This window comes from bacterium, assembly GCA_040753085.1.
Classification (GTDB): Bacteria; UBA9089; JASEGY01; order JASEGY01; family JASEGY01; genus JASEGY01.
On sequence record JBFMHI010000066.1, the window covers coordinates 1 to 13,809 of the forward strand.

Below are 13,809 nucleotides of genomic sequence, written 5' to 3' on the forward strand. Positions count from 1 at the left end.
CCTTATCTAATGGACTCCTATCGTGAAGAGGCAGAAGCGATTTTAGAGGGATAAAATCCCTCAGGCCTTGGTCATCGTTTCGGCCACTCATAACTTAATCGCAAATCGCGGATTGCGAATTAAAAAACAACGATCCGAAAAAAGGCTAAGCCGAGTCCAGATATCGGCGTTCCAGTTCCTGAAGTAGCGCGGCGCGTTTCTCTTTGGAGCGAGCCCTGCGAACGATAACCCATAACGGTACTCCTCCTTTATCTTTTACAGGATACCATTAATATCGGCAGAAATCGTAGAATACTTTAGCTCTTTCACGGATCGTTGTTAAAAAATAGATTCGCGATTCGCAATTCGAGATTAACGATTCAATAAATGGCCGACACGATGATCAAGGCCCGTGTGCTATTATTGGTAATCTTTGTGTCTTATTGGCTGAGTAGTTACCGAAAAGATAAAGGAGGGGTTTTAAGGGAGATGTTTCACCATATTGGCCTGGAAGCGACTGATAAAGAGAAGGCAGCGATATTTTTTGAGGAGATACTCGGAATTCCAAAGGTAAAAAGCTTTACCCTGAGTTCTGATTTAGCTGAGGCTATCTTCGGACCGGCTAAGGAGATTGAGGTGGAAACTTTTGCCGGAGAAGGCATAATTATTGAGGTATTTATCACTGACCAAAAGGTAAGGCCTCTTTATTCCCATGTATGTTTAGTGGTGCCGAACAGGCCAGAGCTTATCACTAAATGTGAAGCTTATGGTATCATTCCCAATGTGGTGAAGAAAGGAGATAAGGAGCTACTATTTATAAGGGATTTCTCCGGGAATCTTTTTGAGATAAAAAGTTAGGCGGCCCTTGCTCTTTCAAGTGTTTTTAACTTTTTACCATACTTCTCACAAAAAAAGCGAATACATTCAGGCGCAATATCAATCGCTTGTTCATCGTAGTCGCCGGTTTCGGGATTAGGCCAAACTAAGACATAATCTCCTTCAACCAGGCGAAATCTTTCTTTGTCCTTCAAAGACAAAAAGACACCCCCTGGATTTTCTTCCACAATCAACGGATAAAAATCCAGTTCATAAATGGATACGTCCAAATCTTCCTCAAACCATAGACGCAGAATATAATCATTCACATATTCTGCTTTCAGTAATCCCTTTTCTTCTCGGTTTTGCCAAAGTGCTTCATCTCTGGCCAACCTATGCCATTCTTCCCACTTCATTATTCACCCCACAATTAACACCGGCTGATTATTTTGCGCATTCTCCCATTGTTCAAGCAGTTCTTGTTCGTGGGCTACCACCCAGATTTCGACCATTTTTCGCAGAGTCGGCGGCAATTCTTTGCCGGGCTTTATCCACCTTCTTGTCCTAATTTCAATCCGATAGTTGCACATATCACCCTGATATTTTACGTGAACGTGCGGTGGTGAGTGATCGTTGTAATTTATTAAAATTATCAGGACACCCTTTTTAAACGGATGAGAAACGGGAGGCATATTTTTCTCCCTTACTTCGTGCCCTTAGTGCCTATCCCCAAACCTCTCCTGCCTGATCAGAAACCCAGCTTTCTTTAAGAAATCTGGTTTCTATCGCCCAGGTTTTAGGATAGGCTGTTAGTGGAAGATTTAGGATTGATGGTCGGGGCGACTGGATTCGAACCAGCGACCTCAGCGTCCCGAACGCTGCGCGCTAAACCAAACTGCGCTACGCCCCGAGTCTTACCGTAGCAGGGTCTATTTTATCATAATTCCCCTTAAGTGTCAATAGTTTTCTGTGGACGGTATGGACTATGTGGACCGTGGACGGCGACTGGCCGAAACTATACACAAAGAAATCCAGTGACCGATTACCGATCACCTCATTATTGGCCGAAGGAGGTGATGGAGGGATATAAGGCCAATGCAGTGACCAATTACCGATTACTGATCACCTCATTATTGGTGGCGGATTCGCCGGGCTAAGCTCCAGGCTTATTTAGCCCCCAATAATAGACTTATCTTCCTCTAATGCCTCGTATATCTCCCGTTCAATCATCGGATAGCTGACAGATCGCCAGCCCTCACCAAAATGATGGCTGAGCAGATTCAGGACAACGGCATCATCAGTCTCGATACAGAAGATGATCTTTTGGGGAGAATGCCCCAGGACCTCATATCGATAAATCGTTCGGCATCTTTGCTGAAATACTTGACTTTTCCCCTTTTTTATCCACTCCTCCCGCTCCTTTTCAATCTCTTTAAGGGAGACCTGCTCTTTGGCATCAAAGATCGAGATATACCACATAACACCCTCCTTCCTCATTATGGATTGTAACTATTCAGCCACGGATTTACACGGATGAAACACTGATTTTTTGGTAAGTGTTCAGCCACAAAGGCACAAACTCGATGCTCGATCCTGGATACTGGATCCTTTACCAGCATCGAAGATCGAGCATCGAAGATCGAGCATCGAGCATCCAGCATCATGTGCTGAACGGTTACATTTTTTGTATCTGTTTAGCGTATGCCCAACCACGAGCAGGGCAATCACCTCAAAGATTCGATCATTCAGGAGCCTTAGAAACCGCTACTCAAGACTGTTTACTGTCCTCTATCAGCCGTTCGACTACCGAGGAGTCGGCCAGGGTGGTGGTATCCCCTATCTCTTCCGGTCGACCTTCAGCGATCTTACGCAAAATACGGCGCATAATCTTTCCGCTTCGGGTCTTGGGCAAGGCATCAGCGAATTGAATCCTGTCCGGTTTAGCAATGGGGCCGATATCTTTGGCCACCTGCGCCACCAACTCCTTTATTAATGCCTCGCTCTTTTCCACCCCCTTATTCAGGGTGACAAAGGCGTATATTCCCTGACCCTTAATCTCATGCGGGAAACCCACGACCGCACTCTCAGCCGCATCCTTATGGCCCACCAGGGCGCTTTCAACTTCAGCCGTGCCCAGTCGGTGGCCTGAGACATTGATCACATCATCAATCCGGCCCAGGAGCCAGTAGTCTCCATCTTCATCCCTTTTGGCTCCATCTCCGGTGAAGTAGTTACCCGGATATTGCGAAAAATACATCTCTTCAAAGCGTTGGTGGTCACCATAAACAGTTCTGGCTATTCCGGGCCACCAGGGCGACTTGATGACTAAGGCGCCCTTCTCATTTACGCCGGCCTCTGTGCCGTCTTTTTTAATGATGGCCGGCTTTACCCCGAAAAATGGCTTAGTGGCGGCGCCTGGTTTGGCAACTATCGCCCCAGGAAGTGGTGAGATAAGAATGCCGCCGGTCTCTGTCTGCCACCAGGTATCCACAATGGGACATCTCTCTTGACCGACCACTCGATAATACCAGAGCCAGGCCTCAGGATTAATAGGTTCACCTACTGAACCCAGGAGCCTGAGGCTGCTTAAATCATGCTTCTTGACCCAGTCCTCTCCCTCTTTAGCTAAGGCCCGAATAACCGTCGGGGCCGTATAGAATATATTGACCTTATATCTCTCCACAATCTCCCAGAATCTGTCCGGATTGGGGTAGGTAGGGACACCTTCAAACATAAGGCTTGTGGCCCCATTGCTTAACGGCCCATAGACGATATACGAATGACCCGTGATCCAGCCTATGTCCGCTGTGCACCAATAAGTATCTTCCTCATGGTAGTCAAAGATCCACTTAAAGGTCGTAGCGGCATAGAGGAGATATCCGGCGGTAGTATGGAGAAGACCCTTGGGTTTTCCGGTGCTGCCGCTGGTATAAAGAATAAAGAGCGGATCTTCGGCCTCCTGTGATTCCGGCTCGCAAACTGAGTCAACCTCTTCTTCATCCATAAAGAAGTCACGATATAACACCATCTTGACCGGAGCGCTTGTCCTCTTTACCACCAGGCAGGTTGAGACCGTGGGGGCTCCTTGCAGGGCTTGATCTGCATTTTTCTTTAAAGGAATCATCTTGCCCCGACGAAAGCTGCCGTCCGAGGTTACCAGAACCTTTGCCTGACAGTCATTTAGTCGCTCACACAGGGAGTCGGCGCTAAATCCTCCAAAGACAACACTGTGGACAGCCCCAATCCGGGCACAGGCCAGGATGCCAATGGCTAATTCAGGCACCATCGGCAGATAAAAGGCCACCCGATCCCCCTTCTTTACCCCCCTCTTCTTGAGGATGTTAGCAAATCGGCAGACCTGATAATGGAGTTCTTGATAGGTGTATGTCCGGCTTTCACCATTCTCACCTTCCCAGATAAGGGCGGCCTTGTTCTTACGCCACGTAGTCAGATGGCGATCAAGACAGTTGTAAGAGACATTTATCCGGCCGCCCTTGAACCAGGCAATCTCAGCCTTTGAAGGGTCGCATTCCAGGACATTATCCCATTTTTTAAACCAGTCAAGTTCCTCTGCCCGCCTGGCCCAGAAGCCCTCCAGGTCGCTTTCTGCTTCCTGGTATAAGGCCTGGTAGTCATGTAATGATTTGATATGAGCCTTCCTTGAAAATTCCTCCGCTGGAGGAAACACGGCTCCTTCTTTGTATTTATCCATAGTCTTCTCCTTTTCTCATTTCAAACTTCGGATTTTACCATCCGGCCTCCATTATACCCGGCTGATTAAAATGTGTCAAGGAAAATAAATAAGGCTGAACTTTCTCTTGACAGGAGGGTATAGGTTATGTTATACTACCCTAGAGGTTCTAAAACTTATGCGAACTTTGTTATTAATTTTCCTTCTTATAGTGATTCTCTGGTCTTTATCTGATCCTGGGGAGGCCAGAATTATAGAAAGGATCGTAGCTAAGGTTAACAAAGAAGTAATCACCCTCTCCGAACTGGAAGAGGCGGTGGCTTCGGCTCGAGTTTTGGCCCAGCTTACCGGAGAAGAACCTACTGAAAGCGAAATATTGAATCAATTGATTGAAGACCGGTTGATTTTGGTGAAGGCTAAAGAGGCGGGTGTTACGGTTACAGCCAGCCGGGTCGAGTATGAAATAGATAAAATCAAATCAAGGTTTCCCAGCCGGGAGGCCTTTAGTAAGGCTTTGTCACAAGAAGGAATCAGCGAAGCCGAATTGGCTAAGAGATATGAAGAGCGGTTAATGAAAGAAGCCTTGACCGCCCGTTCGGTGGAGTTGGAGCCTATTACTGAGGAAGATCTGGAAGAAAAACTAAAGGGACAGGATATTCAGATTCAGGTGAGGCAAATCCTGGTCAAAACCAAAGAAGAGGCCGACTCCATTGCTACCCAGGTAAAAGGAGGCGCCGATTTTCTGGAATTGGCTCAAGCCTTCTCTCTTTCTCCTGACCAGGGGGAGACCTTAGGATTCTTTTCCCGTGGGCAAATGGTGGCTGAATTTGAAACCGCGGCCTTTTCTCTGCCCGAGGGAGAGATAGGGATAGCTGAAACCGGCTTGGGATTTCATGTGATCGAATGTCTGGCCATAAGAAAGACCCCGGAAGAAGAGCTAGCCCGTCTGCGGGGAGAATGGCAGGCCCGTTTGTATAGGGAACGATTGGATCAAGCCCTGGAATCGTGGATTAAGGGACTTAAAGCAGGGGCTTATATTGACACTAGGTTATAGTCGGTTTCGAGTTTCGAGGAGGGAACACTTCCCGAACGTTCCAATTATTTCGACCACATGTAACCGTTCACCTCACCACGACTCTAATAAACCAGGACCTAAATGCCTATGAACTTCTATTGCTGCTCCAATTATCTGCTCTGTAAGTGCTTTTTCTAAAATCATTCTCCGTGTCTCTGTGGTGAACGATTACCTCGAAACTTAAAGTGAACCCGAAACCCGACGACCCGCAAGCGGGTGCCCCGAACTCGACGACCCGCAAGCGGGTGCCCCGAACCCGAAACTCGAAACCTATACTGGGAATCACGATGGGTGATGCAGCCGGGATTGGCCCTCAGATTATCCTTAAAGCCCTTTCCCGGAATTCACTTTATGAAGAGTGTCACCCGCTGGTTATCGGAAATATCAGTGTCCTTGAAGCGGCCCGGAAACTGATAGGCAGTCATATTGAGATTCATCCGGTAGAGAAGGTAGAAGCGTCTGGCTTTAATCTGAGTGGTATAAATTGCCTTAATCTTGACAACATCCACCCGAATCAGTTTAAGATAGGAGAAGTTAACCCTGTTTGTGGCAAAGCAGCCATTGATTATATCCAGGAAGCGGTCAGACTGGCTATGGCCGGAGAAATCTCGGCGGTGGTTACCTGTCCGATAAGCAAAGCCGCCATTAATCGGGCCGGTTTCCTATATCCAGGCCATACTGAGCTTCTGGCCCAATTAACCAACACCCGGTCAGTAGCTATGATGCTGGTGGCGGATAGGCTGCGGGTCATCCTGGTGACTATTCATCTTTCTCTAAAAAAGGCCATTCAGGGGATCAACCAGGGAAAAATTGTAAAGACCATTAGATTGGCTCATCGGGCCTTGAGTGCCTGGCTAAGGAAGGAACAACCTAAACTGGCGGTGGCCGGATTAAACCCCCATGCGGGTGAAGGCGGTCTTTTCGGTCGGGAAGAAATAGAAATTATTGCCCCGGCTATTGCCGAGGCTAAGGAGGGGGGGATAGAGGTTAGCGGTCCCTATCCGCCGGACACCGTCTTTTATCAGGCTTATCACGGGAAATTCGATGCCGTCATTGCCCTTTATCACGACCAGGGGCTGATTCCCATAAAGCTTTTGGCCTTTGATCGAGGGGTCAATGTTACCCTGGGGTTGCCCATTATTCGAACCTCGCCTGACCATGGAACAGCTTTCGATATTGCTCACAAGAATATAGCCAATCCCGAAAGCCTGATAGAAGCCATAAAGCTGGCTTGCCAAATGGCTGTTAAGAGATAGTTTCGAGTTAATGCCAAGTCCGGCCGTTGGGTTCTGTCTGGCCAATGGTCAGAATTCCTAACTCGAAACCCGAAACTCGAACAAGTGAACCCGAAACCCGACGACCCGCAAGCGGGTGCCCCGAACTCGAAACTCGCCAGGAAGAGTCGAGAAATTCTATCTAAGTATGGCCTTAGACTTAGAAAGAGCCTGGGACAGAATCTGCTGGTAGATGAAGGTATTTTTGAAGAAATAATAGCGGCCCTTGATCTTAGACAGGATGACTGGGTCCTGGAAATCGGTTCGGGCATAGGGTTTCTTACCTCTAAACTGGCCGAGAAGGCAGGTCGGGTGGTAGCCATTGAGATTGATCCTAAGTTAATCTTCCTTCTGAGGCAGGAGCTAAAAGATTTTACTAACCTTGACCTTATCGAAGCTGATATCTTGAAGGTCGACCTTGATCAATTAATGCGGCATGCAGAAGGCGGAAGGCAGAAGGCAGCCGCCAACTTGCCCTATTATATCACCTCTCCGGTGATTATGCATCTGTTGAAGTTTAAGCATAATTTTACTCGGTTAGTAATCATGGTCCAAAAGGAGGTAGGCAAGCGAATATTAAGCCGGCCGGGGACCAAAGACTACGGGGTGCTTTCTATTGCCGTGCAGTATCATACGGAGCCGCGGTTGGTGACTTATGTGGACAGGAAATCATTTTTCCCTTCACCGGCCGTTGATTCAATGGTGTTAACTCTGGACATCCTTGAGCAGCCCAGGGTTGGTCTCAAGGATGAAGGATTCTTCTTTAAGGTGGTTAAAGCCGCTTTTTCTCAGCGCCGGAAGATGCTGAGGGGGAGTCTGAGATCACTGGGGCTTGAAGGGCAGGTGATCATCGATCTATTGACTGAGTTGGGGATAGACCCGGCGAGAAGGGGAGAAACCTTGAGCCTGGAAGAGTTTGCCGCTATTTCTGATCGGATTAGGCAATAGAAAGGCTGAAGGCTGAAGGCTGAAGGCTTTTAGGCCTTTAGCCTTCAGCCTTCAGCCTATCTCCCTGAGTAGTTACACACACTAAGAAGGAGGGGTTATCTTATGAAAGCCGTTATTATGGCCGGAGGATTCGGCACAAGACTTCGGCCGCTCACCTGTAACTTACCAAAACCTATGGTGCCTATGGTCAACCGACCAATTATGGAACATATCGTGCAGCTTTTAAAAAGACATAATATTACCGATATTCTGGCTGTCCTGTATTATCATCCTGAAGTAATTGAGGGTTACTTTGGTAATGGTTCCAAGTTTGGGGTGAAGATAAAGTATGTTGGGGCGGCCGAAGACCTGGGCACGGCTGGCTCAGTCAAGAACGCTGAAGACCAGCTAAGAGAACCCTTTATTATTATCAGCGGGGATGTGATAACCGATTTTGACCTCACGGCGGCCATTCAGTTCCATAAAGCCCGGCAGGCCCTGGCTACCATTGTCCTGACTAGGGTTACCGATCCCTTGAGTTTCGGGATTGTTATTGCTGATGAGGAAGGGAAGATTGTCCGGTTTCTGGAAAAGCCTTCCTGGGGTGAAGTCTTCAGTGATACAGTCAATACTGGCATCTATATCATGGAACCTGAAATTTTTAAATATATCCCTAAAGAAAAGGAGTTTGATTTTTCCAAGAATCTCTACCCGGCTTTGCTGGCCGAGAAACAACCCCTTTACGGTTATATTGCTCAAGGATACTGGCAAGATATTGGTAATTTAGATACCTACCGACGGGTTCATTATGATTGTTTAAAGGGAGAAATTACCCTTGATATCCCCGGCCGGAAACTGGATACGGTTGGTCGTGATATTTGGGTGGGGGAAGGGGCGACTGTTTCCAAACAGGCAACAAATCTGAAAGGCGGGGTGGTCATTGGTAAAGACTGCCGCATTGAGGACGGAGCGACTATTATCGATTCCAGTATCGGAAACAATGTAGTCGTAGAAGGCGGGGCACAGATCATAAATTCCATTATCTGGGACAAGGTTGAGATTGGCCGACAGGCCGAATTAAGAGAGGCCGTAGTTTGCCGGGAGTGTAAGATTAAAGCCAAGGCCTTCTTGGGTAATGGGGTTATTGTCAGCGATGGCTGCACGGTTGGGGTGGAAAGCAACGTGCGGGCCAATGTGAAGATGTGGCCCCACAAAGAAGTGGATAATGGCGCCACTCTGTCCTCCAGTCTTATTTGGGGAGAAAGATGGGCCAGGGTGCTTTTTGGCACCTATGGTGTAAGCGGCTTGGCCAATATCGAAATCACGCCTGAATTTGCCGCCCGGCTGGGAGCAGCCTGGGGAGCCAGTTTTCCCAAGGGTGTCTCCCTTATGACCGCCCGGGATAACGACAAGACCTGCCGGATGATTAATCGGGCCATTATCTCCGGGGTATTGAGCAGCGGCGTAAATATGAGAGATATAAGCACTGTCCCTATTCCGGTAGCTCGATATCAGGTCCGAACCTCCAATGAACAGGGGGGCCTTCATGTTCGAAGGGCCCCTTATGATCCGAGATTGATTGAAATTCGGTTCTTTGATTCTCAAGGGATTGACATCCCGGTGAGTAAGGAAAAGGCCATCCAGCAGCTCTTTTTCAGAGAAGACTACCGACGGGCCAGGATAGAGGAGGTAGGAGACCTTTCTTTCCCTTATCGGGTGGTGGACTACTACAAAGAAGGATTTATAGACTGCATTGATACGGAGTCCATTGCCAAAAGTAATTTTAAGTTCGTGATCGATTATGGTTTCTCTGATGCCAGCACTATTTTCCCCTCTGTTCTGGAAGAACTCGGCTGTCATGTAGTGGCCTTGAACGCCCATCCTGATCCGGCCAGGGTAAAAAGAACTCAAGAAGAGATGGATCAAAGCCTTAAACAACTATCCGATATTGTGGTCAGTCTCCGGGCTGATATCGGCTTTATGTTCGATCAAGAGGCCGAGAGGTTGTTTCTGGTAGATGAAGGGGGGTATATCCTTCCGGATAACCTGGCTACGGCGGTAATGGCTAATCTGGTTTCCAGGTGCCACCCTAAAGCTACTATTGCTGTTCCGATAAGTGTTACCAGGATTATCGAAAAAGTGACCAGGGGAAAGGTGAAACGGACTAAAACTACTCCCCGGGCCATAATGGAAGAGACTGAGAGCTATATGGTTAGCAATGGAAATGGCGGCTTTATCTTCCCCCAATTTCAACCGGCCTTTGATGCTATGTTTGCTTCGGTTAAGACCCTTGAGTTCATGTCACAACTGGGTGTCAAATTGAGCAAGCTGGTGAAGGCTATCCCGCCTTTCTACTGTCTCCACGAACGTATCCCTTGCTCCTGGGAAAGAAAAGGCGCCATTATGCGCATGCTGATGGATATGACTAAAGATAAAGAGGTCGAACTGGTGGATGGGGTTAAAGTCAAGGAAGGGGATGATTGGGCCCTCTTTCTGCCGGATCCGGACCGCCCTATCTTTCACATTCATGCTGAATCAAGCTCGATAGATAAGGCTAAGGAATTAGCTGACCGATATATTGTTCAGATAAGGGAACATTAGGCGATACGTGGCAGAAGGTAGGCGGGGGCGAGGTGATTACTCATTATGGAAGCCAGTTTCGCCCTCTGATTACCATAATGCCGAAAACCACTTTGGCTAATTGGATATTGGCTCTTTGGCTATGGGCTTCCCTTAAGCGTCCTTTCCATCTCCCTCTCCATTACTTTTCGCTTCAGATCCTCCCGTTTATCATAAGCCCGTTTGCCCCTGGCTAAAGCCAATTCCAATTTTACCCGGCCTTTTTCAAAGTATAACTTCAAAGGAATAAGGGCGAATCCTCGCTCGGTTACTTTTCCATATAGCCGCTTGATTTCAGCCCGATGAAGAAGCAGTTTTCTGGGTCTTTTAGGCTCAAGATTATACCGGTTTCCAAAATCGTAAGGGCTGATGTGCCATTTATAAATAAACACCTCTCCTTTTTCTACCTGGCCAAAGCTGTCAGACAGATCGGTTCGTCCAGCCCGCAAGGATTTAACCTCGGTTCCGCTAAGGACAACGCCAGCCTCATAAGTTTCAAGAATATGGTAGTCTTTTTTAGCCTTCCGGTTCAAGGAAATAATTTCTTGGGGCATTAGGTTCTCTCTCTATCTTCTCTCTCCCCAGTTTCCTGCGGCGTTGCCCAGTATACCATACGAGATTAAACTTGTCAATACTTCGGTTCAGAGACCAGGTTTTTTTTATTTTTTTCTCCTTAAAGGATGCTTGACATTCTCGTTAATATATGTTATCCTAAAAAATTATTGGTAACTATTCAGCCACTAAGGCCCAAAGATTACAAATATTCTCTTCGTGGCTTTGTGGCTGAATAGTTACAATTATTGAACCTTTTTGACTGAAAGTAGACCACTGAAAATCGGTTTTACCTACCGCCTTGTCAAGTCAGTATTTGTGGGTAAAGCCTCTTTTACCCCTCACCCTACCCTCTCCCCTGAGGGGAGAGGGTAGGATGAGGGAGATTACCTCTCATAGAGGCGAACCCATCAAATCAAGCTTGACAGAGCACTACACTCTAAACAGAAAGCTTATCTTAGAAGGAGGCGATTAGCAATGCGCAAAAGTTTATTTTTATTATTGATCGGAGCATTAATTCTAGTGACGGCCTCGGTCAGTCCTGCCTCTGCCCTGGAAGGCCGGATTGTCTTTAGCCCTATTGACGCCCAGGGCAATCAGGATATCTATATTATGAACGCTAATGGCTCCGGCCAGACCAGGCTGACCACTAATCCGGCCACTGATCAAAATCCCTCTCTGTCTGGTGATCACCGGGTGGTCTTTTCTTCTGAGAGGACAGGTGACTTTGAGATCTGGATTATGAATGATAATGGGGGCGGTCAAACCCAATTGACTAATTCTGCCGGAGGTGATTATTATCCCATGCTTTCCCCTGATGGATCAAAGATCGTCTTTTATTCCTCCCGGGACGGCAATTGGGAGATTTACCTGATGGACGATGACGGTTCCAATCCCATCCGATTGACCAATAATTTGGAGACAGACGAGGACCCCTGTTTCTCCCCGGATGGTTCCAGGATTATTTTCACCTCGAACCGCGATGGCAATGAGGAAATCTATATTATGAACCGCGATGGAACCAACCAGGTCAATCTGACCAATAATCCGGGGTCGAATGATTCCTATCCCAAGTTTTCACCTGATGGAAGCAAGATCACTTTTACCTCTAATCGAGACGGTAACAATGAGGTCTACATTATGGATGTAGACGGCTCCCATCAGACCCGGCTGACCGCTAATACAGTGTGGGACGGTTATTCCTCCTTTTCACCGGATGGAACCCGTCTGGCCTTTTTAGCTAATCGAATAGGCGGGTGGAACATCTGGACCATGAACATTGATGGTTCCAGTCAGACCCAGATCACTACCGGAGCAATGGACTATGAGCCGCGTTTTGGTCCGCCTGAGCCGCCATCCGCCCCCACCAATCTGGCCGGCTCGGCTGTTTCAGCCAACCAAATCGATCTCTCCTGGACTGACCAGGCCAATAACGAGCTGGGCTTTAAGGTGGAGCGTAAGACAGGCGTGGATGGTGTCCTTATGATCCTGACCGTGCTTGGTCCCAATATAACTTCTTACCAGGATGCCGGTCTGGCCCCCAATACCACTTACTATTATCGGGTCAGCGCCTACAATGCCGGCGGCAGCAGTTATTCCAGCGAAGTAGGGGTTACTACCACCACCAGCCCTTCGCCCGGGTTAGGTCGCATAGTCTTTGATTCTTATGATGCCACAGGTAATCATGATGTTTACATTATGTCGGCGGACGGCAGCGGAGAGACCCGGCTCACCACTGATCCGGCTGAGGATTGGATGCCTTTCCTTTCGGCCGATGGTCGAGTTGTTTTTTGTTCTAACCGGAGCGGTGATCTCGAGGTGTGGATTATGAACGCTGATGGGACCAATCAGACCCAACTCACTAATGCGGTGAAAAAAGACTATCTCCCGGCTGTCTCCCCTGATGGCTCTAAGATTGCCTTTCAGTCTGAACGGGACGGTAACTGGGAAATCTATATTATGAACAGCGATGGTTCCGGTCAGACCCGACTGACTAATAATACGGCCAATGATCAAGAGCCGACCTTTTCTCCGGATAGCACCAAGATTATCTTCACCTCTAATCGAAACGGCAACAACGATATCTATGTCATGGGTATTGACGGTCAGGGGGTAACGGCCTTGATCAGCAATCCGGCCAGCGATTATTACCCCTTCTTTTCGCCTCAGGGCGATCGGATAACCTTCACCTCAACCCGGGATGGGAATGATGAGATATATCTGGCCAACTTTGACGGCTCTAATCCGATTAGAATAACTAATCATACAGTGCGAGATATCTATTCTTCCTTTTCACCGGATGGGTCCAGGCTTTCTTTCCTCTCTTACCGCCATGCCGGCTGGAACATCTGGACGATGAATACCGATGGCTCTGGTCTGACTATGCTCACCTTTGACGGCAATAATTACAAACCCGTTTATGGGCCTTCTGTGCTTGCGGAAGCTCCTAAAGCCCCAACTAACTTAGTGGCTCAGGCCGTCTCAGGCAGCCAGATAAACCTGAGTTGGACGGATAACTCTGATAATGAAACAGGCTTTAAGATCGAGCGAAAGACCGGCGTGGGCGGAACCTACAACCAGATAGCCACGGTTTCGGTTAATGTCACTACCTATCAGAATTCAGGCCTTTCTCCGACCACGGCTTATTATTACCGGGTCAGGGCTTACAATACTAAGGGAGACTCTCTCTATTCCAATGAGGCCTCTGACACCACCCCTGGGGCGGAAATTCCCAATGCCCCTACTAATCTTACGGCCACCGCCATATCGAGCAGCCAGATAAATCTTGCCTGGACTGATAATTCTGATACGGAGGTTGGCTTTAAGATCGAAAGAAAGACCGGCGTGGGCGGAACCTACGATACCATAGCCATCGT

13 protein-coding genes, 1 tRNA gene and 1 pseudogene are annotated in these 13,809 nt (G+C 47.9%); 7 read left to right on the plus strand and 8 right to left on the minus strand.

Annotated features, from left to right (window positions below):
- Positions 1–366 precede the first annotated feature (366 nt).
- On the plus strand, positions 367–837 hold the full coding sequence (locus tag AB1797_08165) for a VOC family protein (protein ID MEW5767584.1): 471 nt from the start codon (positions 367–369) through the stop codon (positions 835–837).
- Here AB1797_08165 and AB1797_08170 read toward each other — a convergent pair.
- The 3 genes from AB1797_08170 to AB1797_08180 all read right to left on the minus strand — a co-directional run bounded on the left by AB1797_08170 (position 834) and on the right by AB1797_08180 (position 1,705).
- Positions 834–1,211: a hypothetical protein gene (locus AB1797_08170; GenBank protein MEW5767585.1), complete on the minus strand. Its 378-nt coding sequence runs from the start codon at positions 1,209–1,211 to the stop codon at positions 834–836. The two genes, AB1797_08165 and AB1797_08170, sit on opposite strands and share 4 nt — an antisense overlap.
- A 3-nt stretch (positions 1,212–1,214) precedes the next feature.
- Positions 1,215–1,487, minus strand: a complete 273-nt coding sequence (locus tag AB1797_08175) for a DUF4160 domain-containing protein (GenBank protein MEW5767586.1) — start codon at positions 1,485–1,487, stop codon at positions 1,215–1,217.
- 139 nt (positions 1,488–1,626) lie between these two features.
- Positions 1,627–1,705: transfer RNA gene (locus AB1797_08180), tRNA-Pro, on the minus strand.
- A 124-nt stretch (positions 1,706–1,829) separates the two neighbouring features.
- On the opposite strand from AB1797_08180, the gene AB1797_08185 reads away from it, so the two are divergent.
- Positions 1,830–1,952 (plus strand): hypothetical protein, encoded by a 123-nt coding sequence (locus AB1797_08185; protein MEW5767587.1) that lies wholly within the window; start codon positions 1,830–1,832, stop codon positions 1,950–1,952.
- 13 nt (positions 1,953–1,965) lie between these two features.
- Here the strand turns inward: AB1797_08185 and AB1797_08190 are convergent, their stop codons facing one another.
- The 3 genes from AB1797_08190 to acs all read right to left on the minus strand — a co-directional run bounded on the left by AB1797_08190 (position 1,966) and on the right by acs (position 4,507).
- Entirely contained in the window at positions 1,966–2,274 is a 309-nt protein-coding gene (locus tag AB1797_08190) for a hypothetical protein (GenBank protein MEW5767588.1), read from the minus strand.
- A 17-nt stretch (positions 2,275–2,291) separates the two neighbouring features.
- A complete protein-coding gene (locus tag AB1797_08195) occupies positions 2,292–2,459 on the minus strand; it encodes a hypothetical protein (protein MEW5767589.1) in 168 nt (55 codons plus the stop codon).
- A gap of 104 nt (positions 2,460–2,563) precedes the next feature.
- Positions 2,564–4,507, minus strand: a complete 1,944-nt coding sequence (gene acs / locus AB1797_08200; GenBank protein ID MEW5767590.1) for an acetate--CoA ligase — start codon at positions 4,505–4,507, stop codon at positions 2,564–2,566.
- A gap of 157 nt (positions 4,508–4,664) precedes the next feature.
- On the opposite strand from acs, the gene AB1797_08205 reads away from it, so the two are divergent.
- Positions 4,665–5,540: a peptidylprolyl isomerase gene (locus tag AB1797_08205; GenBank protein MEW5767591.1), complete on the plus strand. Its 876-nt coding sequence runs from the start codon at positions 4,665–4,667 to the stop codon at positions 5,538–5,540.
- Between the two features lie 78 nt (positions 5,541–5,618).
- Here AB1797_08205 and AB1797_08210 read toward each other — a convergent pair.
- Positions 5,619–5,705, minus strand: a pseudogene (locus AB1797_08210) (GxxExxY protein).
- 41 nt (positions 5,706–5,746) lie between these two features.
- On the opposite strand from AB1797_08210, the gene pdxA reads away from it, so the two are divergent.
- The 3 genes from pdxA (at position 5,747) to AB1797_08225 (ending at position 10,363) form a co-directional block, all read left to right on the plus strand.
- Positions 5,747–6,817 carry a 4-hydroxythreonine-4-phosphate dehydrogenase PdxA gene (pdxA, locus tag AB1797_08215; GenBank protein ID MEW5767592.1) on the plus strand — a complete coding sequence of 357 codons (1,071 nt, stop codon included), beginning with the start codon at positions 5,747–5,749 and terminating at the stop codon, positions 6,815–6,817.
- A gap of 84 nt (positions 6,818–6,901) precedes the next feature.
- A complete protein-coding gene (rsmA, locus tag AB1797_08220; protein MEW5767593.1) occupies positions 6,902–7,783 on the plus strand; it encodes a 16S rRNA (adenine(1518)-N(6)/adenine(1519)-N(6))-dimethyltransferase RsmA in 882 nt (293 codons plus the stop codon).
- A gap of 102 nt (positions 7,784–7,885) precedes the next feature.
- Positions 7,886–10,363, plus strand: coding sequence for a mannose-1-phosphate guanyltransferase (locus tag AB1797_08225; protein ID MEW5767594.1), 2,478 nt, complete (start codon positions 7,886–7,888; stop codon positions 10,361–10,363).
- Between the two features lie 119 nt (positions 10,364–10,482).
- Here the strand turns inward: AB1797_08225 and smpB are convergent, their stop codons facing one another.
- Positions 10,483–10,935: an SsrA-binding protein SmpB gene (gene smpB / locus AB1797_08230; protein MEW5767595.1), complete on the minus strand. Its 453-nt coding sequence runs from the start codon at positions 10,933–10,935 to the stop codon at positions 10,483–10,485.
- A 475-nt stretch (positions 10,936–11,410) separates the two neighbouring features.
- Here smpB and AB1797_08235 point away from each other — a divergent pair.
- On the plus strand, positions 11,411–13,809 hold a 2,399-nt coding region (locus AB1797_08235; protein ID MEW5767596.1), incomplete at its 3' end, for a DUF5050 domain-containing protein.

Bases quoted from the DNA above. Each gene is read 5' to 3' on its own strand.
- AB1797_08165 (MEW5767584.1), top strand. From the start codon at position 367: ATGGCCGACACGATGATCAAGGCCCGTGTGCTATTATTGGTAATCTTT.
- AB1797_08170 (MEW5767585.1), bottom strand. From the start codon at position 1,211: ATGAAGTGGGAAGAATGGCATAGGTTGGCCAGAGATGAAGCACTTTGG.
- AB1797_08175 (MEW5767586.1), bottom strand. From the start codon at position 1,487: ATGCCTCCCGTTTCTCATCCGTTTAAAAAGGGTGTCCTGATAATTTTA.
- AB1797_08190 (MEW5767588.1), bottom strand. From the start codon at position 2,274: ATGTGGTATATCTCGATCTTTGATGCCAAAGAGCAGGTCTCCCTTAAA.
- AB1797_08195 (MEW5767589.1), bottom strand. From the start codon at position 2,459: ATGATGCTGGATGCTCGATGCTCGATCTTCGATGCTCGATCTTCGATG.
- acs (MEW5767590.1), bottom strand. From the start codon at position 4,507: ATGGATAAATACAAAGAAGGAGCCGTGTTTCCTCCAGCGGAGGAATTT.
- AB1797_08205 (MEW5767591.1), top strand. From the start codon at position 4,665: ATGCGAACTTTGTTATTAATTTTCCTTCTTATAGTGATTCTCTGGTCT.
- AB1797_08225 (MEW5767594.1), top strand. From the start codon at position 7,886: ATGAAAGCCGTTATTATGGCCGGAGGATTCGGCACAAGACTTCGGCCG.
- smpB (MEW5767595.1), bottom strand. From the start codon at position 10,935: ATGCCCCAAGAAATTATTTCCTTGAACCGGAAGGCTAAAAAAGACTAC.